The sequence below is a fragment of the Methylobacterium sp. J-043 genome (genome assembly GCF_022829505.1).
Classification (GTDB): domain Bacteria; phylum Pseudomonadota; class Alphaproteobacteria; order Rhizobiales; family Beijerinckiaceae; genus Methylobacterium; species Methylobacterium extorquens_A.
In genome coordinates this window covers 26,974-53,803 of sequence record NZ_JAKSYB010000047.1, presented here as the reverse complement: position 1 = coordinate 53,803, position 26,830 = coordinate 26,974, and the positions used below count along the sequence as shown (strand labels likewise).

The 26,830-nt window shown below is 68.9% G+C and carries 24 protein-coding genes; 16 read left to right on the top strand and 8 right to left on the bottom strand.

Annotated features, from left to right (window positions below; translation table 11 throughout):
* Positions 1-36 precede the first annotated feature (36 nt).
* On the bottom strand, positions 37-1,446 hold the full coding sequence (locus MKK50_RS13020; protein WP_499022816.1) for a leucyl aminopeptidase family protein: 1,410 nt from the start codon (positions 1,444-1,446) through the stop codon (positions 37-39).
* A 97-nt stretch (positions 1,447-1,543) separates the two neighbouring features.
* Between MKK50_RS13020 and MKK50_RS13015 the strand changes: the two genes are divergently transcribed.
* From MKK50_RS13015 to MKK50_RS12995, 5 genes are all read left to right on the top strand, one after another.
* Positions 1,544-2,392 (top strand): tetratricopeptide repeat protein, encoded by an 849-nt coding sequence (locus MKK50_RS13015; protein WP_499022854.1) that lies wholly within the window; start codon positions 1,544-1,546, stop codon positions 2,390-2,392.
* Positions 2,393-2,577: 185 nt separating this feature from the next.
* The gene (gene rpmB / locus MKK50_RS13010; protein WP_003599321.1) at positions 2,578-2,883 is read left to right on the top strand and encodes a 50S ribosomal protein L28; all 306 of its coding nucleotides are present in this window, start codon (positions 2,578-2,580) and stop codon (positions 2,881-2,883) included.
* 111 nt (positions 2,884-2,994) lie between these two features.
* Positions 2,995-3,924 (top strand): AEC family transporter, encoded by a 930-nt coding sequence (locus MKK50_RS13005; RefSeq protein ID WP_499022815.1) that lies wholly within the window; start codon positions 2,995-2,997, stop codon positions 3,922-3,924.
* Between the two features lie 109 nt (positions 3,925-4,033).
* On the top strand, positions 4,034-5,737 hold the full coding sequence (locus MKK50_RS13000) for a lysine--tRNA ligase (RefSeq protein WP_499022813.1): 1,704 nt from the start codon (positions 4,034-4,036) through the stop codon (positions 5,735-5,737).
* 25 nt (positions 5,738-5,762) lie between these two features.
* On the top strand, positions 5,763-6,386 hold the full coding sequence (locus MKK50_RS12995) for a tetratricopeptide repeat protein (RefSeq protein WP_499022811.1): 624 nt from the start codon (positions 5,763-5,765) through the stop codon (positions 6,384-6,386).
* Between the two features lie 34 nt (positions 6,387-6,420).
* Here the strand turns inward: MKK50_RS12995 and MKK50_RS12990 are convergent, their stop codons facing one another.
* The 3 genes from MKK50_RS12990 to MKK50_RS12980 all read right to left on the bottom strand — a co-directional run bounded on the left by MKK50_RS12990 (position 6,421) and on the right by MKK50_RS12980 (position 7,401).
* On the bottom strand, positions 6,421-6,636 hold the full coding sequence (locus tag MKK50_RS12990; RefSeq protein WP_499022809.1) for a PIN domain-containing protein: 216 nt from the start codon (positions 6,634-6,636) through the stop codon (positions 6,421-6,423).
* Entirely contained in the window at positions 6,636-6,890 is a 255-nt protein-coding gene (locus MKK50_RS12985; protein ID WP_499022808.1) for a type II toxin-antitoxin system prevent-host-death family antitoxin, read from the bottom strand. Before MKK50_RS12985 ends, MKK50_RS12990 begins: the two co-directional genes overlap by 1 nt.
* A gap of 121 nt (positions 6,891-7,011) precedes the next feature.
* A complete protein-coding gene (locus MKK50_RS12980) occupies positions 7,012-7,401 on the bottom strand; it encodes a ribosomal maturation YjgA family protein (protein WP_499022806.1) in 390 nt (129 codons plus the stop codon).
* An 86-nt stretch (positions 7,402-7,487) separates the two neighbouring features.
* On the opposite strand from MKK50_RS12980, the gene prfB reads away from it, so the two are divergent.
* Positions 7,488-8,616 (top strand): peptide chain release factor 2 gene (gene prfB, locus MKK50_RS12975; RefSeq protein ID WP_253371414.1). Its coding sequence is split into 2 segments (ribosomal slippage): positions 7,488-7,556 and positions 7,558-8,616, totalling 1,128 coding nucleotides; the frame shifts between segments, so codons are not numbered across the junction.
* Positions 8,617-8,764: 148 nt separating this feature from the next.
* On the opposite strand, the gene MKK50_RS12970 is transcribed toward prfB, so the two are convergent.
* The gene (locus tag MKK50_RS12970) at positions 8,765-9,934 is read right to left on the bottom strand and encodes a M23 family metallopeptidase (RefSeq protein ID WP_499022805.1); all 1,170 of its coding nucleotides are present in this window, start codon (positions 9,932-9,934) and stop codon (positions 8,765-8,767) included.
* A 174-nt stretch (positions 9,935-10,108) separates the two neighbouring features.
* Positions 10,109-10,576: a peroxiredoxin gene (locus tag MKK50_RS12965; RefSeq protein WP_499022804.1), complete on the bottom strand. Its 468-nt coding sequence runs from the start codon at positions 10,574-10,576 to the stop codon at positions 10,109-10,111.
* A gap of 150 nt (positions 10,577-10,726) precedes the next feature.
* Here MKK50_RS12965 and MKK50_RS12960 point away from each other — a divergent pair, with 150 nt between their 5' ends.
* Complete coding sequence (locus MKK50_RS12960; RefSeq protein ID WP_499022802.1) at positions 10,727-14,176, top strand: hypothetical protein; 3,450 nt, start codon at positions 10,727-10,729, stop codon at positions 14,174-14,176.
* A gap of 548 nt (positions 14,177-14,724) precedes the next feature.
* A complete protein-coding gene (locus MKK50_RS12955) occupies positions 14,725-15,801 on the top strand; it encodes a fatty acid desaturase (protein ID WP_499022799.1) in 1,077 nt (358 codons plus the stop codon).
* Between the two features lie 42 nt (positions 15,802-15,843).
* Here MKK50_RS12955 and tyrS read toward each other — a convergent pair whose 3' ends face one another.
* Positions 15,844-17,115, bottom strand: a complete 1,272-nt coding sequence (gene tyrS / locus MKK50_RS12950) for a tyrosine--tRNA ligase (protein ID WP_499022798.1) — start codon at positions 17,113-17,115, stop codon at positions 15,844-15,846.
* Positions 17,116-17,252: 137 nt separating this feature from the next.
* Here tyrS and MKK50_RS12945 point away from each other — a divergent pair, with 137 nt between their 5' ends.
* From MKK50_RS12945 to MKK50_RS12925, 5 genes are all read left to right on the top strand, one after another.
* Positions 17,253-18,386 carry an anhydro-N-acetylmuramic acid kinase gene (locus tag MKK50_RS12945; RefSeq protein ID WP_499022796.1) on the top strand — a complete coding sequence of 378 codons (1,134 nt, stop codon included), beginning with the start codon at positions 17,253-17,255 and terminating at the stop codon, positions 18,384-18,386.
* Between the two features lie 10 nt (positions 18,387-18,396).
* Positions 18,397-18,990 (top strand): DUF3578 domain-containing protein, encoded by a 594-nt coding sequence (locus MKK50_RS12940; protein WP_499022794.1) that lies wholly within the window; start codon positions 18,397-18,399, stop codon positions 18,988-18,990.
* 65 nt (positions 18,991-19,055) lie between these two features.
* The gene (gene aroC, locus MKK50_RS12935; RefSeq protein WP_499022793.1) at positions 19,056-20,156 is read left to right on the top strand and encodes a chorismate synthase; all 1,101 of its coding nucleotides are present in this window, start codon (positions 19,056-19,058) and stop codon (positions 20,154-20,156) included.
* 35 nt (positions 20,157-20,191) lie between these two features.
* Positions 20,192-21,268, top strand: a complete 1,077-nt coding sequence (gene ribB, locus MKK50_RS12930) for a 3,4-dihydroxy-2-butanone-4-phosphate synthase (protein WP_253371395.1) — start codon at positions 20,192-20,194, stop codon at positions 21,266-21,268.
* A 169-nt stretch (positions 21,269-21,437) separates the two neighbouring features.
* On the top strand, positions 21,438-21,671 hold the full coding sequence (locus MKK50_RS12925; RefSeq protein ID WP_499022790.1) for a hypothetical protein: 234 nt from the start codon (positions 21,438-21,440) through the stop codon (positions 21,669-21,671).
* Positions 21,672-21,696: 25 nt separating this feature from the next.
* On the opposite strand, the gene MKK50_RS12920 is transcribed toward MKK50_RS12925, so the two are convergent.
* A complete protein-coding gene (locus tag MKK50_RS12920; protein WP_253371392.1) occupies positions 21,697-22,548 on the bottom strand; it encodes a histone deacetylase family protein in 852 nt (283 codons plus the stop codon).
* A 378-nt stretch (positions 22,549-22,926) separates the two neighbouring features.
* Between MKK50_RS12920 and MKK50_RS12915 the strand changes: the two genes are divergently transcribed.
* The 3 genes from MKK50_RS12915 to MKK50_RS12905 all read left to right on the top strand — a co-directional run bounded on the left by MKK50_RS12915 (position 22,927) and on the right by MKK50_RS12905 (position 26,427).
* A complete protein-coding gene (locus MKK50_RS12915) occupies positions 22,927-23,565 on the top strand; it encodes a L,D-transpeptidase (RefSeq protein WP_499022788.1) in 639 nt (212 codons plus the stop codon).
* Positions 23,566-23,737: 172 nt separating this feature from the next.
* Positions 23,738-24,196 (top strand): hypothetical protein, encoded by a 459-nt coding sequence (locus MKK50_RS12910; protein WP_499022786.1) that lies wholly within the window; start codon positions 23,738-23,740, stop codon positions 24,194-24,196.
* A 227-nt stretch (positions 24,197-24,423) separates the two neighbouring features.
* Complete coding sequence (locus MKK50_RS12905) at positions 24,424-26,427, top strand: acetyl-CoA carboxylase biotin carboxylase subunit (RefSeq protein ID WP_499022784.1); 2,004 nt, start codon at positions 24,424-24,426, stop codon at positions 26,425-26,427.
* The last annotated feature ends 403 nt before the right edge of the window (positions 26,428-26,830 follow it).

The following is a 26,830-nucleotide window of genomic DNA, read 5'->3' as shown; positions in this document are numbered from 1 at the left end:
TCGGCGATCGCCGACGCCCCATGGGAAAAAGAGCCGTCAGACGTCGCGGCCGTACCGCTCGGCCACCAGGGCGTAGGCGAGGCGGGCGGTCTGGACCTCGCCGCCCTCCGGCCGTCCGGGCTTGGTCGAGGGGTTCCAGCCGTAAAGGTCGAAATGCACGTGCGCCTTGGTCCGGCGCACGAAGCGGCGCAGGAACAGGGCGGCGGTGATCGCCCCGGCAAAGCCGCCGCCCGGCGCGTTGTTGACGTCGGCGATTTTGGAATCGAGCAGGCTTGCATAGGGCGCGTGCAGGGGCAGGCGCCAGACCGGATCGTTGACGCGCAGGCCCGCCTCCGCGACCGCAGCCGCCAGCCCCTCGTCCTCGGTGAAGAAGGCCGGCAGATCGGGGCCCAGCGCCACCCGGGCGGCGCCGGTCAGGGTCGCGAAATCGAGGATGAGGTCAGGCTCCTCGGCATCGGCCAGTGCCAGTGCGTCGGCAAGGATCAGGCGCCCCTCCGCGTCAGTGTTGCCGATCTCGACGGTGAGGCCGGCGCGGGAGCGGATCACATCGCCGGGCCGGAAAGCGTCGCCAGCGATAGCGTTCTCGACACTCGGCACGATCAGCCGCAGCCGGACGGGCAGGCCGGCGCCCATGATCATCTCGGCCGCCGCCAAAGCCGCGGCGGCGCCGCCCATATCCTTCTTCATCAGCAGCATGTTGGAGGCCGGCTTGATGTCGAGCCCGCCGGTGTCGAACACGACGCCCTTGCCGACCAGCGTCACCCGCGGCGCGTCCTCGGCCCCCCAGGTCAGATCGATGAGGCGGGGCGCCCGCGGCGAGGCCACGCCCACCGCGTGGACGAGAGGGAACTCGTTTTCGAGTTCCTGGCCCACGGTGACGGAGACCGACGCGCCGAACCGCTCGCCCAGAGCCCGCACGGCGGCCTCGACCTCGGCCGGTCCGAGATCGTTCGCCGGCGTGTTGACGAGATCGCGTCCGGCCGCGACCGCAACGGCCAGCCGTTCGATCGCCGCCGCGTCGATTCCGTCCGGGGCGACGAGGCGCGGGCGGGGCTCGCCCGGCTTGCGGTAGCGCTCGAACCGGTAGCTGCCGAGCCGCCAAGCCAGCGCCGCCTCGCTCTCATCGAGACCGTCGCACGGCTCGAACCGGTAATCGCCGGGGGGCAGGGCACCCGGAAGCTTGCCGGCGAGAAAGCGGTCGCGACCGCCTGCTTTCGCGTTGCCCAGGCCGAACAGCACGCGGCCAAGCCCGCCGTCTTCTCCCGGCAGGAGGGCTACGCGGCCGGCCTTCGGCACAAAGCCGGTGGCCTCGGCAAAGCTGCGCTGGAGCGGCGGCAATCCGGCCGCGACGGCGTCCCATCCGTCTTCCGTCACGCAGCGGATCGGGACCGCGTCCGCGCCGGAATGTAGGAGAGAGGGACCGTGCTGGGTTCGAGGTGCGGACATGGAAAATAAGCTTAACCGGCCATTAGGGTTAACGCTCTATCACCCCGCCATCGGCAAGGCGCAAGCGCCGGCCGTGGCATTGGGGGGAGAGGACACCATGACCGGCATTGGCAGCGCGGCTCCGAGCCAGCCTGGAATGGTCCGGACACGCCGTCTGCTCGCCCTGGCCCTCGTCGGCCTCGGGCTGGCCGGATGCCAGAGCCGCTCACCCGAGACGACCGGCTCGATCGGCGGCCCCAACCTGCTCGGCGCGAACCGTGCCGACCGCTCGCCCCGCGCCGAAATCGATGCCCTGGCCGCGCGCTACGACGCGGACCCGAACGACGTGCGCTCCGCCATGCGCTATGCCGCGGCCCTGCGGGCGACCGACCAGAAATCGCAAGCCGTGGCGGTGCTGCAGCAGGTCGCCCTGCGCAACCCGAAGGACAAGGTCGTGCTCGCCGCCTACGGCAAGAGCCTTGCCGACGCCGGCCGCTATCAGGAGGCCAACGAAGTCCTTCAGAACGCCCACAGCCCGGCCCAGCCCGATTGGCGCGTACTCTCGGCGCAGGGGATGGTGGCCGATGAAACCGGCGACCACGCCCGGGCCCAGGGCCTCTACGACACCGCCCTGAAGATCGCGCCGAACGAGCCGCGGATCCTGTCGAATCTCGGCCTGTCCTACGCACTCTCCCGCCGGCTCGACGAGGCCGAGACGACCCTGCGCCTCGCCGTGGCCCAGCCGAAGGCGGATGCGCGCGTGCGCCAGAACCTCGCTCTGGTGCTCGGCCTCAAGGGCCGCTACGACGAGGCGGAGCAAGTGCTGGCCCAGGATCTCGGCCCGGCGGAAGCGGCGGCCAACATGCGCGAGATGCGCGCCATGGCAGCCCGCCGCGCGGCACCGAAGACGGCCCAGGCCGCCGCTGCGACGCCGGGGCGGCAGCTCGCACGGTCGGCGATCCAGTAAAGCCTTCATCTTTGACCGCCGACCTTGACGAAACCGGCGCATCTCCCCTATAGGCTCGCCACTTCCATAGGACTCCGCCGGTATCGATTGTCGCGAGGGTTCGACGCCCTCGGCGCGAGAGCCGTGTGGCATTGCCGAAACGCTTCAGCGCCGAGACCCGGCCTAACGTTGACAGGACTGTAACGATGTCGCGTCGCTGCGAACTCACGGGCAAGGCCGTTCAGGTCGGTCACCTCGTGAGCCACTCGAACCGGAAGACCAAGTGCCGGTTCCTGCCGAACCTCTGCAATGTCACGCTGCAGTCGGACACCCTCAACCGCCGCGTTCGCCTGCGGGTGACCGCCCACGCGCTCCGCTCGGTCGAGCATCGCGGCGGCCTCGACGCTTTCCTCGTGAAGGCCCGTGAGATCGAGCTGTCGCAGACGGCCCGCTTGCTCAAGCGCGAGATCGAGAAGAAGATCGCCGAGCCGGCCACGCCCGCCGCCGCGTAAGTCTTGTCGGGCCGGCTTACGGCCTGAACGATCATACAACCGAATCGAAAGGCCACCGGATGCGCGGATCGCGCCCGGTGGCTTTTTCCGTTCGACAGGGTACCCAGGCCGATGACGGCGCTCACCCTCATCATCCCGATCTTCGGCCTCGTGCTGGTCGGCTGGCTCGCCTCGCTCACGAAGATCATCTCGGAGCGCGTCGGCGACGGGCTGTCCGAATACGTCTTCGCACTGGCGGTGCCGGCGCTCATCGTCTCGACGCTGACGCGGCCGGGCCTGTCGGGCGAGATCGCCTGGGGCTACTGGGCGAGCTACTTCGGCGGCGCCGCCATCGCCTGGGCCACCGGCTCGCTGATCGGGCGCCGCACCGAGGGCGTGGACCGGCGCGGCGCCGTGCTGCACGGCTTTGCCGCGAGCCAGTCGAACACCGTCTTCGTCGGCGTGCCGATGATTCTCCAGGCTTACGGCGAATCGGGCGCCTTCCCACTGTTCATGCTGCTCGCCGTCCACTTGCCGCTGATGATGGGCGCGGCGACCTTCCTGATCGAATCGGAGGGCGGGCGTCCCTTAAGCCAGCGGCTAAAGGCGCTAGGCCTCGCGCTCGGCAAGAACCCGATCTTCCTGGCGCTCGCCGTCGGCATGGCGATGAAGGCCGCGGGCCTGTCCTTCACCGGCATCCCGAAGGCGCTGGTCGATTCGCTGGCCGGCACCGCTTCGACCTGCGCGCTGATCGCGCTCGGCGCCGGCCTCACCCGCTACAAGGTGCTGCACGACCTGCGCGGCGCCAGCATGGTCGCCGCCTTGAAGCTCGGCCTGCACCCACTCGCGGTCTACGGGCTCGCCTTCCACGTCTTCACCATGCCGCCGGCCTATGCCGGCGTCGCCGTGCTGTTCGCGGCAATGCCCGTGGGCATCAACGCGTACCTGCTGGCCGTGCGCTACAAGAGCGAGCAGGGCCTGGTCGCCGCCGCCGTGCTGGTTTCGACGCTGGCCGCGACCGCAACGACGGTAGGCTGGCTTCTGGTGCTCGGGCGCGGATGACCGGGCTGCGTTGACCCCGGCCCCCTCGCTCCATAGGTTGCCCGCTCTTGCGCCCCGGCCCGATCGGCCGGTGCGGCGCCCGTCCTGAACCCCGAAAAGCTCCCGTCCGATGTCCGCGCCCTTCCGTCTCGACCCCGACATTCTGGAGGCCGCCGCCTCCGCCGCCGCCTGGCCGTTCGAGGAGGCGCGCAAGCTCGTGGCGCGGCTGGAGAAGAAGCCCAAGAGCGAGGTTCTGTTCGAGACCGGCTACGGCCCCTCGGGCCTGCCGCATATCGGCACCTTCGGCGAGGTCGCCCGCACCTCCATGGTGCGCCACGCCTTCCGCGTGCTGACCAAGGACGCGGTGCCGACCCGGCTCATCGCCTTCTCCGACGACATGGACGGCCTGCGCAAGGTTCCGGACAACGTGCCGAACCGCGAACGGCTGCGCGAGGCCCTCAACCTGCCGCTGACCCAGGTGCCCGACCCGTTCGGCACCCATGACAGCTTCGGCGCGCACAACAACGCCGAGCTGCGCCGCTTTCTCGACGCGTTCGGCTTCGACTACGAGTTCCGCTCGGCCACCGAGTGCTACCGGGCCGGCCTCTTCGACGACACGCTCCGCCTCGTGCTGGAGCGCTACGAGGCGGTGATGGCGATCATGCTGCCCTCGCTGCGGGCCGAGCGCTCGGCGAGCTACTCGCCCTTCCTGCCGATCCACCCCGTCACCGGCCACGTGATGCAGGTGTCGATCGATGAGGTGCGCCCGAGCGCCGGCACCATCGTCTGGCGCGACCCGGCGACGAACGAGGCCTACGAGACCCCGGTGACGGGCGGCCACGTCAAGCTGCAATGGAAGCCCGATTGGGCGATGCGCTGGGTCGCGCTCGGCATCGATTACGAGATGGCCGGCAAGGACCTGATCGATTCGGTCAAGCTCTCGGGCCAGATCGCGCGCGCGCTCGGCGCCGAGCCGCCGGAGGGGTTCAACTACGAACTCTTCCTCGACGAGAAGGGCCAGAAGATCTCGAAGTCGAAGGGCAACGGCCTGACCATCGACGAGTGGCTGACCTATGCCACGCCCGAATCGCTCGCGCTGTTCATGTACAACAAGCCGCGCGAGGCCAAGCGCCTGTTCTTCGACGTGATCCCGCGCCACGTCGATGAGTACGACAACTTCCTGGGCCGTTACGCGGGCCAGGAGGCGAAGCACCGGCTCGGCAACCCGGTCTGGCACCTGCACGCGGGCGCGCCGCCGGCCGTCGAGACCATCGACGAGGCCGGCACGACGCTCTCCTTCGGCATGCTCCTGAACCTCGTGGCGGTGGCCAATGCCGAGGACGAGGCGGTGCTGTGGGGCTTCATCCGCCGCTACGCGCCGAACGTCGGGCCGGAGACGCATCCGCGGCTCGCCGGGCTCGTGACGCGGGCTCTCGCCTATTATCGGGACTTCGTGCGCCCGGAAAAGCAGTACCGCGCCCCGACCGAGGAGGAGGCCGCGGCGCTCAGCGACCTGTCGCAGACGCTCGCCGAGCACGAGGACTCGGCCGATCCGGAGGCGCTGCAGGCCATCGTCTACGAGGTCGGCCGGCGTCACTTCCCCGATCTCTCGGGCAAGGCCAAGAGCCCGGACGGTCGACCCGGCGTCTCGAAGACGTGGTTCGCCTCGATCTACAACGTGCTGTTCGGCGAGGCGCAGGGGCCGCGCTTCGGCTCGTTCATCGCCCTCTACGGCGTGGCGGGCACGCGAGCGCTGATCGAGAAGGCGCTGAGCGGCGCGCTGGTGGCCGAGCATGCGGCCTTCCTCGAGAGCCGCAAGGCCGCAGCGGCGTAAGCGCGGGATGGGGCGGATGCGGAGGATGAGGGCGTTGGCAGGCATCCTCGGCGTTCTCGCCGCCCTGTTCGGCACATCGGCCTCGGCGCAGGTCGCGCAGGGCATCAAGGCCTATGCGCGGGGCGACTTCCCGGCGGCGATGCGTGCCTTCGAGGCGGGCGCGGCAAAGGGCGATCCCCAAGCCCTCTACAATCTCGGCGTCGCCCATGCGGAAGGGCGCGCCGTGCCGGCCAACCCGGCCCGCGCCCTCGGCTACTACCGGCAGGCGGCGGAGGGCGGCAGCGTGCTCGCCGCCTTCAACCTGGGCCAAGCCTATCGCAAGGGGCAGGGCGTTGCCGCCGACCCGGCGCAGGCCGCCCGCTGGTACGAGCAGGCAGCCCAGGGCGGCCACTACAAGGCCGGCAACGAACTCGGTATCCTCTACATCGAGGGCAAGGGCGTGCCGCGCGACCCCGTCGAGGGCATGGCCTGGATCTACCCGGCTACCCACGCCTCGATCATGGACCCATCCGCCATGGCCAACGCGATCCAGGCGGCGGGCATGCTGAACGGCGCACAGATCCAGGAAGCGCAAGCGCGAGGGAAGACGTATTTCCAGCGTTACATCGCGCCGAACCAAGCGGTGGTGCGAGCGATCTCCCGGCGTTGAGCCGTATTCAGGCTTGGCCACGTGTGCAAAGCGTTCAGCCCGTCCACGGATTGATCACCGGCACACCCGTCGGCTCGAAATCGGCCACGTTGCGGGTCACGACCGCCATCCCGTGCACCAGCGCCGTCGCGGCTGAGATGTAGAGGTCGCCGGCATCGATAGCCTCAGCGAACGCTGCAACGCCGGGATCAGCCCGGCCGAGGCGAATCTTCCGCACCTCGGACAGGACGCAGGTGTCGAGAACGTACATCACGAAAAATCGGCGGGCCGAGCTTCCACATCGATCCGCGCGGGCTCGAACGCGATCTCCGCCGTGCCCGGCATCGCCAAGGCATCAGCGATGTTGCGCCGCTGCCCCGTGAGCCGTCGATACTCCGCGATAGTCAGCAGCACATGGGCCGGCTTGCCCCGATCGGTGATGAAGACGGGGCCCTGCTCGGTCGCCTTCTTAGCGCGGGTCACGTCCTGATTGAGTTCGCGACGGGAGAAGGTCGTGATGGTCACAGCAGCACCTGAACAGACGCTTTTTGCGTTGTAGGTTTGTTACTATGATTTCAACCTGTGGCCGACACGGGTTGGCGGACTGCTCCATCGGATCACGCAGACGGAGCGCTCCCAGCGGCGATCAACGCCGTCGCGTCGCCGCATCGAGCGTCGCTGCGAGCCCGATGCCAACGGCATAGGCGACCATGTTCCAGACCGAAAAAATCCGCCCCAGCAGGAGCTGCCCCGCCAGCGTCAGGCGGAAGGCGTCGAGCCCCGGCGTGTGAACGAGGCGGAACAGCTCGACCAGCACCGCGGCGAGCAGGGCCACAGCGGCGAGCCGGCCGGTCGCGGCCGTCGAGCGCACAAAGGCGACGAGCCCGTAGACCATCGCGCCCCACAGGATCGAGCCTCCATACTTCACGACCTCCCTTGGCAGGCCGAGCGGCACCAGACGCAGCCCGACGCCCGCGGCGATCACGGCGAGGGTGGCAGCCAGCAGGAGAGGGCGGCGGGATCGGAGGCTCAGCATCGCGGCGGTTTACAGGGCGGCGGTTTACAGGGCGGGAGGCGCCCGGTATCACCCCGGACCACACCGACAAACGAGTTTCACACCAGATGCGCGCCGAGATCGAACAGGCCTCGGATGCCGCCAAGCAGTCTATAGGGCTGCTGAGGAGGCATCTTTGACTGGGACACCGTCGATAAACGTCTCGCGGAGCTGAACGCGGCTTCCGAGAACCCCGACCTCTGGAACGATCCGGAGGCCGCACAGAAGGTCATGCGCGAGCGCCAGGAGCTCGACGAGGCCGTCACCGCGATCAAGAAGCTCGAACGCGATCTCGACGATGGCGCGACGCTGATCGAACTCGGCGAGATGGAGGGCGACCAAGCCTCCATCAACGAGGGCGAGGCCACGATCAAGGCGGTCGAGAAGGAAGCCGCGAGCCGTCAGGTCGAGACCCTGCTCTCGGGCGAGGCCGACGGCTTCGACACCTATCTCGAAGTCCATGCGGGCGCGGGCGGCACCGAGAGCCAGGACTGGGCCAACATGCTCCAGCGCATGTATGCCCGCTGGGCCGAGCGCCGGAAGTTCAAGGTCGAGATCGTCGAGATGACCGACGGCGAAGAGGCCGGGATCAAGGGCGCCACGCTCCTGATCAAGGGCCACAACGCCTATGGCTGGCTCAAGACCGAGTCGGGCGTGCACCGGCTCGTGCGGATCTCGCCCTACGATTCCAACGCGCGGCGGCACACCAGCTTCGCGTCGGTCTGGGTCTATCCGGTCGTCGATGACCGGATCGAGATCGAGATCAAGGAATCGGACTGCCGCATCGATACCTACCGGTCGTCGGGCGCGGGCGGCCAGCACGTCAACACGACCGATTCGGCGGTGCGCATCACGCACAACCCGACCGGCATCGTCGTGGCCTGCCAGCAGGAGCGCTCGCAGCACAAGAACCGGGCCACCGCCTGGAACATGCTGCGCGCCCGCCTCTACGAGGCCGAGCTGAAGAAGCGCGAGGAGAAGGCCAACGCCGAGGCGGCCTCGAAGACCGAGATCGGCTGGGGCCACCAGATCCGATCCTACGTGCTTCAGCCGTACCAGCTCGTGAAGGATCTGCGCACCGGCACGCAATCGACCGATCCGGACGAGGTGCTCGACGGCGACCTCGACCCGTTCATGGAAGCCTCGCTGGCGCAACGCGTGTTCGGCGGCAGCGAAGACGTCGCCGACATCGACTGATACGGTTTCCGCTCGATTCGAGCGGGAAGCCTATCAGTGAGTCCGCGCGGCACCTGAGCGAAGCCCAGATCCGCTATCCCGAAGGGATCGATCGGATCTGGTGTGACGCCCCCTGTCTCCTCCCCGCGCGGGGAGGAGACATCCGGCCTCAATCCGCGAAGTCGAGCTGCGCACCGGCCCGCAGGAACCGCTGCGGATCGACCGGCTCGCCATCGATGCGGGTCTCGTAATGCAGGTGGCTGCCGGTCGAGCGACCGGTCGAGCCGGCGAATCCGACCACACTTCCCGCCTCGACCCGCTGGCCGACCGAGACCGCGGTGCCGGAGAGATGCGCGTAGCGCGTGGCGAGGCCGCGCCCGTGATCGACCTCGACCATGTTGCCGTAACCGCCGGCATACTCGGCCGCCGTGATCCGCCCGGCGGCGGTGGCCCGGACCGGAGCGCCGGTCTCGGCACGCATATCCACGCCCGTGTGGAGCGCGTAGCCGCGGGTGAAGGGATCGAGCCGGGCGCCGAAGCTGCTGGTGAAGGCAAGCTCGCCCGGAAGCGGCTGGCGGAAGGGGAGGGCGGCGGTCACCCGGCGCAGATGCGTCTCCTCCTCGATCTGGCGCCGAGCCTCGGCCAGCGCCTGCTCGAAGGCATCGGGCCCGAGCGGAACCAGCGGGCCGCCGACGCCGCCCGGAGGCGGATCGAACCGAGCCGGGGAGAGACCCGTGCGGGCGATCAGGTCGCGGAACCGCTCGGCGCTGCGCCCGGCCTCAAGAGCAAGGCCGGCCGCGGCGCGCGACTGAGCCTCGGCGATACGCTGGAGCGCATTCTCCAGGCGCGACAGGCGGGCGGATGCGGCGCGGCCGGCGGCCTCGGCCCGGTCCTCGCCGCCCATGCGCAGTTCCGGCGTCGGGAACGGCTTCTGGACACGGGCCGCAGGCTCCGCGACCGGGGCAGGCGGCGGCACATCGGTGGACGCTGCGGCCCCACCCAGCCCCGAGAGCAGCCCCTGGCGCTTCTCGATCAGGGCCTGCCGCTCGGTCAGGGCGGAGAGCCGGCTCTCGACGCTGCCGCGCTCCGCGTTGCGCTCGGCCGCCGCGCGGTCGAGGGCGCGCTGGAGGATGCCGATCCGCTCCTCGTAGGTGAACTGCATCGCGCTCTGGCGCGAAACGAAGCGGGCCAGCATCTCGTCGTGGAAGACGAGGGTGTAGCTCGCGGCCGCCGCCCAGAGCGTCGAGACGGCGAACCCGAGGCCGAGCGCCCGGACGAGACGGCGCTGGGAGAGAGGGGAAAGGCCGGCACTGCGGCAGGCCTGAGCAGTCGATGGCATGGCACGTCGGACGTTCGAAGACGGGCCCGATCACAGACGATTAAGGTTAAGGAAGCCTCGCATTTCCGAGCGATCCGCCGCCCCGAAGGAGACAAGAAGCTTCCGCCTGCAACATTGCACCATCCCGAGAGCCGATGCTCGCCTTTCGGGGTGATGTCGGCGGGCGATCCGTCTTCAGGCCAATGCCTGAACAGCCGCCAGAACCTCCTCGACATGGCCCGGCACCTTCACCTTGTGCCAGATCCGCGCGATCCGCCCCTCGCGGTCGATGAGCAGGGTCGTACGCTCCACGCCCATATATTTTCGGCCGTACATGCTCTTCTCGACCCAGACGCCGTAAGCTTCCAGCATCGATTTGGCTTCGTCGGAGGCGAGCGGAAAGGTCAGCCCGTACTTCGTCCTGAATTTATCGTGACTTTTGACGGAGTCCGGTGAGACCCCGACCACCTTCGCCCCGGCCGCGGCGAAGGCCTCGCTCTGGGCGTTGAAGTTCTGCGCCTCGAGAGTGCAACCGCTCGTGTCGTCCTTGGGATAGAAGTAAAGCACGACTTTGTGACCGCGTAGACTTTCGAGAGAGATGGTCTCTCCCCCCGCTCCGGGTAACGAGAACAGAGGTGCGGGATTGCCAGTTTCCAGCGGCATCTCGCCTTCCTTTCGGCCGATTGATGGTGTGGCTGACCCCATGCACGCAGACCTCCCGGGACGCCATGCCGGAGTGGTTCGAATCCTGAGGAAAGAGGCCGCGGCAAACGGACCTCCGCCCGAACCCACGGGTGCAGCAGCGAACGAGTGATGGATCAGGAAACGGCCAGGACCCTGCTCCAGGAGGCGGTCGAGGCGCCTGCGCCGCGCCAAGCGCGCCGCCGTCGGCGGCCGGTGCTGTGGTGCGCGCTGCTCCTCGTCTTCCTGCTCGGGCTCGGCGGCGGGCTCGTCGCCCTGCGATTGTCGCAGGGCCCGCTGCGCATCGACGGCCTGACGCATCAGGTCGCCGAGGCGGTGGCGGGCCGCTTCGGGCCGGGCTGGCGCGTGGCGTTGCGCGACAGCGCGCTCGAACTCGACAGCGAATCCTCGCTGGCACTCCGGGTCGGCGGGCTCGACATCTTCAACCCGGAGGGCGCGCTGGTGGTGCGCGCCCCGCTTGCCGTGGTCAGCCTCGATACGTGGAGTCTGCTGCGCCTTTCGGTCCAGCCGCGCTCCATCGAATTCCGCGACATCGAGATGACTGCCCTCGTCCACGACGATGGCTCCATCGCCTTCGCGGCCTCGTCACCGACGCTCGGGGAAGGGGCAGGGGAGGCAGCCAAGCCTCACACCCTGCCGAGCGTGGACGCCGCGCGCGGCACCGTCTCGCCGGTCTCGGCGGCGGTCGCCTCGATCTTCGGTGTGGTGCTCGATCCGGCCGGCGTCATCGGCGCCCTCGACCGGGCGCGGATCACCAACGGACGCCTGACCCTCGTCGACGATGCCCGGCATCAGGCCACCTTCGAGCGGGTGAATGGCCTGTTCCGCCGCGGCACCAGCGACGATTCGCGGGTGTTCGAGTTGCGCATCGACGGGCCCAACGGCGAGTGGCGCTTCGGCGGGCGCGTCCATGAGGCGGGGGAGGGGCGGCGCGCGGGCGTCATCACCCTGGACGACCTGCCCGTCACCGATCTCTTGCTGCTGTCCGGCCACTCGAAGATGCCGGTGGAGACCGATCTCAAGTTCTCGGCCCGAGCCGACGTTTCGCTGTCGGGCGGCCGCATCGAAACGATGAAGGCCGAGGTGAAGACCGGCGGCGGCACGCTCCTCATCGACGAGAAGGACTTCAACCCGGTCGTCATCGACGAGTTGCGCGCCGAGGCGGGCTGGGACGAAGCGCGGCGCGCACTGGCCATCTCCGCCATCGACTACAAGGGCGGCGGCAACGACGCGCACCTCACCGGCGCCTTCGCAATCGGCCCGCCCGGAGCCGAGGATGCCTGGACGCTCGATTTTTCAGGCAAGGATGCCCTGCTGCGCGGCGCCGCCCGCAGCGACCCGTCCTTCCGCGTCGGCGAGATCAGCGGGCGGATCACCGGCCGGGCGGGGGGCGTGAACATCGAGTCAATCGCGCTGGCGGGCGACGGCCTGCACGGCCGCCTGAGCGGGACGATCGGCACGCGGGCCGACGACGAGGGCATCACCCTGCACATCGTCGCCAACGACACCGACGGCCGCAAGGCCATGCGGCTCTGGCCGGAGAACATCGCGCCGGGCGTGCGCAACTACCTCGTGGACGAGCTGCGCGGCGGACGGCTCGATCAGGCCGACATCCAGATCGACATGAGCGGACCGGAACTCGCTGCGGCGACCCGCGGTGACCCAATGCCGGATGCCGCGCTCAACGTGACCTTCGCGGTCTCGGATGCCAGCCTGAACGTCTCTCAGGATGCGCCGCCCCTGAGCCACGGCCGGGTCACCGGCACGATCACCGGCCGCAGCACGACGATCCAGAACGCCACCGCCGAGATCCGCCTCTCCGACACGCGGGCCCTGACGATCTCGGACGCCTCCTTCCTGATCCGCGATCCGCAGCCGGACAAGATCATCGCTCATCTCGGCCTGCGGCTGTCCGGCTCGGTCGATTCGCTGGCCGCGCTTCTCGAAACCCCGATGTTCAAGGGGCTCACCGGCGCCGACATCGATCCGGCCACGCTGAAGGGCAAGGCAGATCTGCGCCTCGACGTGCCGATCAACCTCAAACATGTGCCCGATCTCGCCGAGATGCCGGTAACGCTGACCGGCTCCGTCACCGAATTCAGCATGGACAAGGCGGTCGGCAAGGACCGCTTCGAAGCGGGCCGCTTCACGCTCTCCTTCGACCGCAGCGGCTTCGCCCTCAAGGGCGACGGGCGGCTGCTCGGCGCCGCCGTTGCCATCGACCTGAAGCAGCCCAAGCCCGGCGCCCCCGGCGAGGCGGTGGTGAGCCTGAATCTCGACGACGCCTTCCGGGCCAAGCGCGGGCTGCCGACCGCGCCCCAGCTCGGCGGCGTCATTCCGGCACGGGTCGTGGTGCCGGTGGGGCGCCCCGCCTCCGCCGGCAAGCCGCCGGCCCGGGTCGAGGCGGACCTGACCCGCGCCTCGATCAACGGGCTGATGCCCGGCTGGACCAAGCCCGCGGGCAAGGCCGGGCGCCTCGGCTTCACCTTGGTGGAGGTAGCGGGCGGCGGCATGGAGCTGCGCGACATCACCCTCGACGCCGCGCCCGCGCTCGCCCGCGGCAGCGCCACGATCTCGGCCGACGGCAATCTGGAGCGGGCGGACCTGACCGCGCTCAAGCTCTCGCCGGGCGACGACATGCGCGTCAGCCTCGACCGGGCCGGCTCGACCTACAAGGTCGCGGTAAAGGGCGCCGTCGTCGATGCACGGCCCTTCCTCAAGGGCATGACGGACGACGGCAAAGGCAGCAAGGATCCCGGCAAGGACATCGAGGCGGATATCGCCGCCAACATCATCTCCGGCTTCAACGGTGAGTCCCTCACCAACGCGACGCTGAAGGCAAGCTTCAAGGGGGGGGATCTGCGCGCCGCCCAGTTCAAGGGTCGTTTCGGCGGTGCACCGCTCAGTGCCGTAGTCCGGAGCGAGCGCGGCGCACCGCTGCTGACCCTCGACTCCGCCGATTCCGGTTCGACGCTGCGCTTCCTCGACATCTACAAGCGGATGTATGGCGGGCGGCTCGCGCTCAACATCTACCTCAACGACGGCCCGCAGGCCGGCGTCGTCCAGATCAAGGATTTCGCCCTGCGCAACGAGCCGGCCCTGTCGAGCATCGTCGCCCAGGCGCCGCCGCCCTCGGACGGACGGCGGGCGGCCCCCAACGCCAATGACGTCAACTTCGACAAGATGCGCGCGAACTTCACCCGCAACGGCCCGCGGGTGAGCTTTTCCGACGCGGCGATCTCGAACGCGGCGATGGGCTTCACTGCCGGCGGCTGGCTCGACACCGCCAAGGAGCGCACGCAGATCGACGGCACCTTCGTGCCGCTCTACGGGCTCAACAACGTGGTGGCGCAGGTGCCTTTGTTCGGGCCGCTGCTCGCGGGCGGCAGCAACGAGGGCCTGTTCGCGGTGAACTTCAACGTCTCGGGGCCGATCGCCAAACCGACGGTCAACGTGAACCCGCTCTCGGCGGTCGCCCCCGGCTTCCTGCGCAAGCTCTTCGGCGCCGGCAGTGGCGACGCCTTCGCGACCGGCGCAACGCAGGACGGGCCGGAACGGTAGGATTCGGAACTCAGGCCCTCCGACCGCTTGGAGAGTCCGATCGGGGTGGGGGCGGATGATATCCGAACTGCGCTGAGAGCGGCCTCGAACGGACCCGACGCGACACAACAGCGCTGGGTGACAGCGACCCTCATCGAGCGCGTTGAGCCTCATGAGGCACGCGCAGGAGACCGCATCGAAAACCGACGCGGATCGGAGGCGGAACGGTGCTTCAAGTCGCGCCTTTCCAAGGTTCGGCCTTTCGCATACGGGCTTGAGGCCAACCGGTTTGTACGGCCTGACCGGTGACCGCGTCCGAGCCCGGCGCTCATCGCAGCGATATCGAAGGGCGGGGAAGAGATTTTTTTCGACGTAATTCCCTGCGAGGTCATGGCGCGCGGCTGAGTGGGTCGCACCCTCGGAGCGGCTCGCCCCCAACGTCGATGAAGACCCGTCCGGACCGTGGAAACGGGACCGACGGCATCGGCCCCCTCCGCATCACGCGGTCGGTTTCTTCGCACGCCTATCCCGCCTCGCAAGGCGTTCGACGAACAGGATTGCCGGCCACTGTGATTGCCACACCATCGAACCCGACCGCGACAGGCCGGCACGCGGACGAGGCCTCCCGGACCGACGACGCGCGGCTCGCGCGCGAGGTGGCTCGGCATTGCGCCGCGTTCCGCGAACCGATTCCCGGGATGGCCCTTCGGCAGGTGGCCGATACGCTGCTGCCCTACCTGATCCTCTGTGCCGCCATGCTCGTCGCGGCGGCGAACGGCTACGCGCTTCTCGCCCTGCCGCTGGCCGTGCCGGCGGGCGGCCTCCTGGTGAGACTCTTCATCATCCAGCACGATTGCGGGCACGGCTCGTTTCTGCCGTCACGCCGCGGCAACGATGGGCTCGGTCGCGCCTTGAGCCTGCTGACGGTGACGCCCTACGACAGCTGGAAGCGCGCGCATGCCCTGCATCACGCCACTACCGGCGATCTCAGCCGCCGCGGCACCGGCGATGTCCATACCTTGACCGTGCGAGAGTACCTCGCGCTGCCGCGCTGGGGCCGGCTGCGCTATCGGCTCTACCGCAATCCGTTCATCCTGATCGTGCTCGGCTCTCCGATCAACTTCCTCATCCTGCAGCGCCTGCCCTCCGGCGTGGGACTCCCGTGGCGGACGGCGTGGCGCGACGTGCTGGCACTCGACGCCGTGCTCATCGCGGCCTTTGCGCTGCTGGCGCTCGCGGCCGGCGGCATTGGGCCGGTGCTCTGGGTGTTCCTGCCGGTGATCACCGTCGCCGCCTGGATCGGCGGCTGGCTGTTCTATGTCCAGCACCAGTATGAGGAGACCGTCTGGGAGGAAGCCGACGCCTGGGACTTCCACCGGGTGGCGCTCGGCGGCAGTTCCTACTACGCGCTGCCGCGGGTCCTTCAGTGGTTCACCGGCAATGTCGGCCTGCACCACGTGCACCACCTCAACAGCCGCATCCCGAACTACCGCTTGCAGGAATGCCTCGACGGCCACGAGGTTCTCGGGCGGGTGGGCCGCCTGACCCTGCGCGAGAGCCTGCGCTGCCTGAAGCTGGCGCTCTGGGACGAAGAAGCGCGCAAGATGGTCGGCTTCGCCCGCGTGCGCGGGCTTCAGGCCGCCTGAGGGGCACGGGGCGCAGCCCCCCGTACCGGTCGAGCGGAGCGGCTATTCCGGCCGCAGCAGCACGTGCTTCTTGCGTCCGAACGAAAGCTTGATCACGCCCTCCGCCGTCAGGTCTTCGGTCCGCAACACCGCCTTCTCGTCGCTCACCTGTACGTCGTTGACCCGCAAGCCGCCGCCCTTGATCTGGCGGCGCGCCTCGCTGGTCGAGGGGACGAGCTTGGCGTAGTCCGGGCCGAAAGCAGTGAGCACGCCAAGTCCCGCCTCGATCACCGCGGACGGCACGGGAATAGTCGGTAGGGATTGCGCCAGCGTGCCCTCGACGAAGGTCTTGTGGGCGGTCTCGGCGGCAGCCGAGGCTGCCTCCGCGCCGTGCATGAGCGCCGTCGCCTCGGTGGCGAGGATCGTCTTGGCCTCGTTGATCTCGGCGCCCTGAAGCGTGGCGAGGCGCTCGATCTCAGGCAGCGGCAGCAGCGTGAACAGCTTGAGGAAGCGCCCGACATCGGCGTCCTCGGTGTTCCGCCAAAACTGCCAGTAATCGTAAGGCGAGAGCATCCCGGCATCGAGCCAAACGGCACCGGCCGCGGTCTTGCCCATCTTGGCGCCCGACGACGTCGTCAGCAGCGGGCAGGTCAGGGCATAGAGCTGCGGCGTGCCCATGCGGCGGCCGAGATCGATGCCGTTGACGATGTTGCCCCACTGGTCCGACCCGCCCATCTGCAGGCGGGTGCCGAGGCGGCGGTTCAGCTCCACGAAGTCGTAGGATTGCAGGATCATGTAGTTGAATTCGAGGAACGACAGCTCCTGGTCGCGCTCCAGCCGCATCCGCACGCTGTCCATCGACATCATGCGGTTGACCGAGAAATGCCGGCCGATGTCGCGCAGCATCTCGATGTAGTTGAGCTTCGTCAGCCACTCGGCGTTGTCGACCATGACCGCCCCGTTGCCGCTCTCGCCGAAGGAGAGGAAGCGGGAGAAGGTCTGCTTGATGCCGTCCTTGTTGGCCTCGATCTGCTCCAGCGTCAGGATCTTGCGCGCCTCGTCGCGCCCCGAGGGATCGCCGACGCGGGTGGTGCCGCCGCCCATCAGCACGACCGGCCGGCCGCCGGTCTGCTGCAGCCAGTGCAGCATCATGATCGAGAGCAGGTGGCCGACATGGAGCGAGGCCGCCGTACAATCGTAGCCGGTATAGGTCGTCAGCCCCCCTTCCGCCGCCAGCGCGTCGATGCCGGCGAGATCCGAGGCTTGATGGATGTAGCCGCGCTCCTGCAGCACCCGGATGAAGTCGGATTTCGGCGCGAAGCTCTCGGCGGTCATCGTGATCGGTCTCGGATGGTTTGGCGGCGCGACAGGGGCGCGGCCGGAATGCTATCCCGCGAGGGGAAGCGCTCGCGCGGGCTCTTAGCAGGGCAGGCCGCGAAAGGCACGAGCCGGAACGGCGGAGAGGGGCGGCCATGGCGATGAAGCGCGCGATCGGCCTGATGAGCGGCACGTCTCTCGACGGGATCGACGTAGCGCTGATCGAGAGCGACGGCGAGCGCATCCGCCTCGTCAAATCCGCCAACGGCTTCGTCGCACCGCTCGGCCCGACGGGCTATCGCGGCTACGGCGAGGCCGAGAAGGCGCTGCTGCGCGAGGCGACCCGCGACGCGGAAGGGCTGCGGGCGCGCACCGACCGGCCGGGACGCCTCGCGGAGGCGGAAGCGTTCGTCACCCGCGCCCATGCCGAGGCCATCGAAGCGTTCCTGGCGGAGCACGATCTTCGGCCCGAGGATATCGACGTCGTCGGCTTCCACGGCCAGACGGTGATCCACCGTCCGAAGCTCGGGCTTACGGTTCAGGTGGGCGACGGCGCGGCCCTGGCCAAGCGCCTCGGCATCCGCGTCGTGTCCGACATGCGCGCCAACGACGTGGCGCAGGGCGGGCAGGGTGCGCCCTTGGTGCCGGTGTTCCACAAGGCGCTGGCCGAGGCCGCGGGATTCGCCGGCCCGCTCGGCATCCTCAATATCGGCGGGCTCGCCAACGCCACCCTGATCGATTCGAGCGGTACCCTGCTCGCCTTCGATACGGGGCCGGGCAATGGCCCGATCAACGACTGGATGAAGGAGCGGGTGGGCCAGGATTTCGATGAGGGCGGCGCCACCGCCGCCCGCGGCACGGTGGACGACGATCTGCTAGAAAACCTGCTCGGCCACCCGCTGATCCGGCGCGCGCCACCGAAATCGCTGGACCGCAACTGGTTCTCGCACCGGCTCGCCGGCTACCTCACGGTCGAGGATGGCGCGGCGACGCTGACGGCCTTCAGCGCCCACGCGGTTGCCCGCAGCCTCAGTTTCGCCAGCGAACACCCGACCCGCTGGATCGTCGGGGGCGGAGGCGCGAAGAACCGCACGCTGATGGCGATGCTGGAACGGCTCCTCGACGCCGAGGTGCTGAACGCGGACGACATCGGCTGGTCCTCCGACTTTCTGGAGGCGCAGGCCTTCGCCTATCTCGCGCTGCGCGCGCTAGAAGGCCTGCCGCTCACCTACCCGACGACCACGGGCGTCGCCGCACCGGTCACGGGCGGGGTCGTTTCCGAGCCGTGAGCCCCACCCGTTGAGTCTTGGCCACGCCCTGCGCCGCATCGTCGAGGAATATCCGCTCGCGCGCACCGATCCGCCGGCCGGGCATCCGCTCGCGCACGTGATCCGAAAAGGCGCGCCCGACGAGTTGCGCCGGGCGCTGGCGCCGCTCGACGGGCCGTTCCTCGTCAAGGGCAGCCCCGGCCGCGGCAGCCATTGGGCCGCGGTGCCGTGGCTCGCGGTGTTCGACCCCGCCGTGACCACCAGCGCCACAAGCGGCTACTATCTCGTCTACCTGTTCCCGGCGCATCGCGAGGCGGTGCATCTCTCGCTGGCGCAAGGGACGGTGGCGGCGATCCGCGAGCACGGGCCGCGCTCGGGCGAGCATCTGCGCGCCAGCGGAGCCCGGCTGCGCGAACGGCTCTCGGACTTCTCGGATGTCATGCCGGTTCCGGCGATCACACTCGGCACCGCAGGCGAGTTGCCCGAGGGCTACGAGGCCGCCCACATCCTCGGCCGGACCTACGAGCTGGCCGAACTCGGCGACGAGCGGCGCCTGCGCACCGACCTCGCCACCGGCCTCGCCGCCTATCGGGCGCTGAAGGCGCGGGGTGGGCTCATACTCTGAAGCAGGGCAGGCGTCGCAGCCGAAAGCTGGCCCTTCGCGGCATCCCGCGCTAAGGCACGCGCGCCATGTCGCACAACACCTTCGGCCACCTGTTCCGCGTCACCACCTTCGGCGAGAGCCACGGGGTGGCGCTCGGCTGCGTGGTGGATGGTTGCCCGCCCGGCCTCGCGCTGGAGGCCGAGGAGATCCAGGCGGAACTCGACCGGCGCAAGCCCGGCCAGTCGCGCTTCACCACCCAGCGGCGCGAGCCCGATCAGGTGAAGATCCTGTCCGGCGTGTTCAGCGACGACCGCACCGGCGGGCTTCAGCTCACCACCGGCACGCCGATCGCGCTGATGATCGAGAACACCGACCAGCGCTCAAAAGACTATTCGGAAATTCGCGACAGCTACCGCCCCGGCCACGCCGACTTCACCTACGACGCGAAGTACGGCATCCGCGATTACCGCGGCGGGGGACGCTCCTCGGCACGGGAGACCGCGGCGCGGGTCGCGGCCGGCGCCATCGCGCGCAAGGTCATCCCCGGCATCACCATACGCGCCGCCCTGGTGCAGATGGGGCCGCACGCCATCGACCGCGCGAACTGGGATTGGGGGCAGGTCGGCCAAAATCCGTTCTTCTGCCCCGACGCGAAGGCGGCGGCACTCTACGAGACCTATCTCGACGGAATCCGAAAGGACGGTTCCTCGGTCGGCGCGGTGATCGAGGTGACCGCCGAGGGCGTGCCGCCCGGACTAGGCGCACCGATCTACGGCAAGCTCGACGCGGATCTTGCTGCGGCGATGATGTCGATCAACGCGGTCAAGGGCGTCGAGATCGGCGACGGCTTCGCCGCCGCGGCTCTGCGCGGCGAGGACAATGCCGACGAGATGCGCGCCGGCAATGACGGCCGCCCGCGCTTCCTCGCCAACCATGCCGGCGGTATCCTGGGCGGCATCTCGTCGGGCGAGCCGGTCGTGGTACGCTTTGCCGTGAAGCCGACCTCCTCGATCCTGACCCCGCGCCAGAGCGTGAACCGCGACTTGGCCGAGATCGATCTCATCACTAAGGGCCGTCACGACCCCTGCGTCGGCATCCGCGCCGTCCCCGTTGCCGAGGCGATGATGGCCTGCGTGCTGGCCGACCATTATCTTCGCCATCGCGGGCAGAACGGCGAACGCGCCTGACTGCTCCTTTCGAACCGCTGAACGAGACGAAGCCCGTGCCCCATTGCAGCGTCACCGAGGCCATCGAAGCCTTCGCCCGCGGCGAGATCGTGGTCGTCACCGACGACGACGACCGCGAGAACGAGGGCGACCTCGTCGTCGCCGCCTCGCTCTGCACGCCGGAGAAGATGGCGTTCATCATCCGCAACACCTGCGGCATCGTCTGCGCGCCGATCACCCTAGACGAGGCGCGCCGTCTCCACCTCGATCCGATGGTGGCCTCGAACGATGCGCCGCTCGGCACGGCCTTCACCGTGACGGTGGACGTGCGCCACGGGCTGACCACCGGCATCTCGGCCGAGCAACGCTGCAACACCGTTCGTGCGCTGGCCAACGGCAACATGGGCGCGGGCGACTTCGTGCGGCCCGGCCACGTCTTTCCGCTCATCGCCCGCGACGGCGGCGTGCTGATGCGCTCCGGGCATACGGAAGCGGCGGTCGATCTGTGCAAGCTCGCCGGTCTGCCGCCGGTGGGCGTGATCTGCGAACTCGCCAACGACGACGGCACCGTGATGAAGGGGCCGCAGATCGATGCGTTTTCCGAGCAGCATAGCCTCAAGCGCGTCTCGGTGGCCGATCTCATCGCCTACCGGCAGGCCCGCGACCGGCTAGTCGAGCGGGTCGGCTCCTTCCCGGTCAAGACCGAGTTCGGCGCGATGACCGGCTACGCCTACGTCACGCCGTTCGAGCCGATCCAGCAATTCGCCTTCGTCCACGGCGCCATCGGCGACGGCCGCAACGTGCCGGTGCGCCTGCACCGCTCGAACGTCGTCGCCGACGTGATCGAGGGCGGCGGGCAGATCGAGAGCGTGATGCGGCGCTTTGCCAAGGAAGGCCGCGGCATCCTCGTCTACCTGCGTGACGGCACGGCGGGCGTCCCGCTCAACCGGTACGCTGAGGAGGGCGCGGAGGCGCAGCGCGTGCGCCAGTGGCGCGAGGTGGGTCTGGGCGCGCAGATCCTGCGCGACCTCGGCGTCGTCTCGATCCGCAACCTCTCGTCCTCGTCGCGCTCCTATGTCGGACTGTCGGGCTTCGGCATCGAGCTGGTGAGCGAGGAGCCGCTGGAAGGGTAAGCGGCTGCCCGCGCCGACGGGGGTGCCCCTCTCCCCGCATGCGGGGCGAGGGGATACGCACCGAGCTCGGCGCCCACTCGGACACTCGTTTCACCTCTTGCGGCCAAGCGCGGCCGTTCCCAGGTCCGGTGAGGCGGCGACATCGCTGCCCAACGGAAGGGAGCATCGCATGGCCCTCGTCCCCTGTTCCGCCTGCGATCACCGCGTCTCGGAGAAAGCCTTCGCTTGCCCCTCCTGCGGGCATCCCGGCCGTGCCGCCGACCGGCACGGGGTCGTACCGGCGCTGAGCCGCGTCGCCGGAACCTACGTGTCGGCGAACGCCGTGACCGGAGCGATCCTCGGCAGCGTGATGTTCCTCAGCGTCGCCGCCGTTCTCATCACCCTGATCCTCGCCCACCGATAGGCCGAACGAGCCGGGGCGGTGCCCGTCACCGCCCCATCAGCGCATCCATGTGCGCGGCAACCGAGCGGGCGAGCCCGTCGAGGCTGTAGCCGCCCTCCAGGATCGAGACGATGCGCCCGCCCGCGTGCCGGTCGGCGACCTCCATCAGCCGCCGCGTGGCCCAGCCGAAATCCGCCTCCTCAAGCTGGATGTTGGCCAGCGGATCGAGCTTGTGGGCGTCGAACCCGGCCGAGATCACGATGAGATCCGGCGCGAAGGCGTCGAGCCGCGGCAGGATGCGCGCCTCGAACGCCTCGCGAAACAATTCGCTGCCGTCGAACGCCTTGAGCGGCGCGTTGACGATGGTGTCGTGGTCGCCGCGCTCACCCGTGGCGCCGGAGCCGGGAAACAGCGGCATCTGGTGGGTCGAGGCGTACATCACGGTCTTGTCGGCCCAGAAGATGTCCTGCGAGCCGTTGCCGTGGTGGACATCCCAATCCACCAGCGCGACGCGCGTGGCGCCGAATGCCTTCTGGGCGTGGCGCACGGCGATCGCCGCGTGGTTGAACAGGCAGAAGCCCATGGCGCGTTCGCGTTCGGCGTGGTGGCCGGGCGGGCGCATGGCGACGAAGGCGTTGGCGCACTCGCCCTTCATCACCGCATCGACCGCGTGGTTCGATCCACCGATGGCGTGCAGGCAGGTATTGAGCGAACCCGGCGACATCAGCGTGTCGCCGTCGATCTGGAAGAAGCCCTCGTCCGGCGAGGCCGCGACGATGGTCTCGACGAAGGAGGCCGGGTGGACGAGTTCGGCGGTCGCCGCCTCGGCCTTGGGCGCGTGGCAGCGCACGAGGGCGGCAAAGCGCTCGTTCTCGAGCGCGCGCTCGACCGCCTGCATGCGGGCGGGCCGCTCGGGATGACCGGTCGGGACCGCGTGTTCGACGGCGCTCGGATGGGTGACGTAGAGGGTGCTCAGGGCCGTTTCTCCCGGTGCCCAAGACGGTGATGCCCGTTCGGGCGCCCCGCCTCGTCACCTGCCGCCCTGCGAAAGCGGGGCGAGCGTGTTGCTGCCGATGCGGCGTGTCCGATCTTCCGCCGGACCTGCCACCGCGCTCGCTGTCTCGAACTTGTCGATCTTGTCGCCCGCGCGCAACAGCGCAAACCGTGCCCAGGCCGCGGATCGATCTCGTCCACAACCGGCCGTGCCACGGTCCAAGCTTGGCCACAAACGATCCTTCAACCTGCGGTGGTTTCTTCGAACGACCGGCCCCCCGTCATGCGCGCTTCACCCGCCCTCGCTCTTCTCGTGGGGCTCGTGCCCCTGGCGGCCTGCCAGTCGCAGACGGCGCAGGTCGCTCCACCCGTCCCCGTGGTTGCCGAGTTGCCCGCCGTTCCGCCCCTGCCGCCAGGGCCGGAGCGGGATGCGGCCTGGATGAAGCTGGCGCCGAAAGCCGCGCTCGATCCGGCTCTGGCCCGCACCACCGTCGATTTCGCGACCCGCGAGCCCGTCGGCACCCTCGTCGTCGAGACGGCCGAGCGGCGGCTCTACCTCGTGCAGCCCGGCGGAAAGGCGATGCGCTACCCCGTCTCGATCGGCCGGGCAGGAGCCGAATGGACCGGACGGGCTGAGATCGACCGCAAGCTCGAATGGCCGGACTGGAACCCGGCCCCGGAGATGATCGGCCGCCACCCGGATCTGCCGCCGCGCCTGGAGGGCGGCCCGTTCAGCCCGATCGGCGCCCGCGCTCTCTATCTCGCCCAGAATCGCAAGGACACGCTCTACCGTATCCACGGCACCAACGAGCCGGAGACGATCGGGCAGGCGGTCTCCTCCGGCTGCATCCGCATGCTCAACGAGGACGTGATGGACCTCTACGAGCGCGTGCCGGTCGGGACGAAGGTCGTGGTTCGCTGAAGAGAGTCTTACTTTCGCAAAGCAAGCTTTTCGAAAGGCTCAATCGTGAGCAGCCGTTTACCTGAACACGGGTTCAGATTTAGCCATTAACCTCTTCGAGCGTTGTCGGTCCGTAATGTCAGCACAGACACGAACGAACACCGGCAACGACGAACTCGAAAGGCACCAGACCATGACCAACACTGCGCTTGAACTGTTCTGCACCCGCATCGTCGACGCCGGCAGCCTGAACCAGGACGACGTTCGCGAACTCGCCCGCGACATCCTCCCCGACGGCATCATGGGCCGCGACGAGGCCGACCTGCTGCTGGCGCTCGACCGCGCCGTCACCGACACCCACGAGGGCTTCTCCGCCTTCGTCACCGCGGAAGTCGTGAACTTCGCCGTTTACGGCGAGCGCCCCACCGGCATCATCACCCGCGAGATGTCCGCGTGGCTCTCTGCCTCCATCGCCGGCCGCAAGGGCCCGACGGCGCTTGGCAGCCGCATCGCCATGGAGATCGTGCGCGAAGCCGAGACCAGCGACGAGACGCTGATCGCCTTTGCCCTCAAGGCCAAGAGTGCCACCGCCAAGAGCGCGGCTGCTAAGTCCGTCGCGTGCCGCACCGGTCGCCTGCCCTGCGCTGCATGATGAATTCAGTTTTGAGGCCCGATGCGGCGACGGCATCGGCCCTGCGGCCAGCATCCGGGCACCGTCGAAATTCGAATTGACCGCCCTTCAATCGGATTTCATCGAAGCTGGCCTTTTGGGGAGTGGCGCACAGCTTCCGTCTCTCGCGCAACTGCTTTATCGGGATGCGTTCGGGCTTGCCTTCGGGAGGGGCAGGCCGAGACAGTCTCCCTCAAGAAGCGGCTGCGATGTTCGATAAGATCCTGATTGCCAACCGGGGCGAAATCGCCTGCCGCATCATCAAGACGGCCCGGAAGATGGGCATCAAGACGGTGGCGGTCTATTCGGACGCCGACCGTGATGCGGTCCACGTCGCCATGGCCGACGAGGCGGTGCATATCGGCCCGGCACCCGCCGCGCAGTCCTATCTCCTGATCGACAAGATTATCGACGCCTGCAAGCAGACCGGCGCCCAGGCGGTCCATCCGGGCTACGGCTTCCTCTCCGAGCGCGAGGCGTTCCCGAAGGCGCTGGCCGAGGCCGGCATCGTCTTCATCGGCCCAAATCCCGGCGCCATCGCCGCCATGGGCGACAAGATCGAATCGAAGAAGGCCGCGGCCGCGGCCAACGTCTCGACGGTGCCGGGCTTCCTCGGCGTGATCGAGAGCCCTGAGCACGCCGTGACCATCGCCGACGAGATCGGCTATCCGGTGATGATCAAGGCATCGGCCGGCGGCGGCGGCAAGGGCATGCGCATCGCCGAATCGGCCGACGAGGTCGCCGAGGGCTTCGCCCGCGCCAAGTCCGAGGCCTCGTCCTCGTTCGGCGACGACCGGGTGTTCGTGGAAAAGTTCATCACCGACCCGCGCCACATCGAGATCCAGGTGATCGGCGATAAGCACGGCAACGTGATCTATCTCGGCGAGCGCGAGTGCTCGATCCAGCGCCGCAACCAGAAGGTCATCGAAGAGGCGCCGTCGCCGCTCCTCGACGAGGAGACCCGCCGGAAGATGGGCGAGCAGGCCGTCGCCCTCGCCAAGGCCGTGAACTACGACTCCGCCGGCACCGTGGAGTTCGTCGCCGGCCAGGACAAGTCGTTCTACTTCCTCGAAATGAACACCCGCCTTCAGGTGGAGCACCCCGTCACCGAGATGATCACCGGGCTCGACCTCGTTGAGCTGATGATCCGGGTAGCCGCCGGAGAGCAGCTGCCGCTGACGCAAGCTGAGGTGAAGCTCGACGGCTGGGCGGTCGAGAGCCGCGTCTATGCCGAGGATCCGACCCGCAACTTCCTGCCCTCGATCGGCCGGCTCACGACCTACCAGCCGCCGGAGGAAGGCCCGCTCGGCGGGGCGACCGTGCGCAACGATACCGGTGTGGAGGAGGGCGGCGAGATCGCGATCCACTACGATCCGATGATCGCCAAGCTCGTCACCTGGGCGCCGACCCGCCTGGAAGCCATCGACGCGCAGGCGACCGCGCTCGACGCCTTCGCCATCGAGGGCATCCGCCACAACATCCCCTTCCTCGCCACCCTGATGGCCCATCCCCGCTGGCGCGAAGGCCGGCTCTCGACGGGCTTCATCAAGGAGGAGTTCCCGGAGGGCTTCATCGCACCCGAGCCCGAGGGGCCAGTGGCCCATCGGCTCGCGGCGGTCGCGGCGGCGATCGACCACAAGCTCAACATCCGCAAGCGCGGCATCTCCGGCCAGATGCGCGATCCGAGCCTGCTGACCTTCCAGCGCGAGCGCGTGGTGGTGCTCTCCGGCCAGCGCTTCAACGTCACCGTCGAGACCGCGGGCAACGACCTTATCGTCACCTTCGACGACGGCACGGTCGCCCCGGTGCGCAGCGACTGGCGCCCCGGCGCGCCGGTCTGGAGCGGCACGGTCGGCGACCAGTCGATCGCGATCCAGGTGCGCCCGCTCCTCAACGGCGTGTTCCTGCAGCATGCAGGCGCGGCGGCGGAAGCGCGGGTCTTCACCTGCCGCGAGGCCGAACTCGCCGACCTGATGCCGGTCAAGGAGAATGCCGGCTCCGGCAAGCAGCTCCTTTGCCCGATGCCCGGCCTGGTCAAGCAGATCATGGTCACCGAGGGCCAGGAGGTGAAGAACGGCGAGCCGCTGGCCATCGTCGAGGCGATGAAGATGGAGAACGTGCTGCGCGCCGAGCGCGACGGCACCGTCTCCAAGATCGCCGCCAAGGAAGGCGACAGCCTCGCAGTCGATGCTGTGATCCTGGAGTTCGCCTGATCGACGCGGCGACACCCCGTCGCCGTGAGCCAGATCCACAACGAGCAGACGAAGCTCCTGGCGACGGGTCTCAACAACGTCGCCGTCGCTCTTCGTGGTAATCGGCGGCGTCACGCCGGTCACCGCCTTGAGTTACGGCGTAGCGAGCGCGCCGAGTTTGAGCCTTGGAGTCGTCGCGTTCGCGTTGATTTGGTTCTGCACGGGGTCTCTGCCTATATCGGGCGGCAAGAGGCGCGCCGCGGAGTCTTCGGCCGTGAGTTCGGGTGAGATCTTCGTCACCTTCGTCATACCGGCCGTCGTTCTCGCGGGGGCCTACGCGGACGTGCACCTCAACGAATGGGCAATCCGACGCGACTTAGAACGCGAGTATCGGACACCCGGCGCGTAGGCGCGCCGCCCCCCT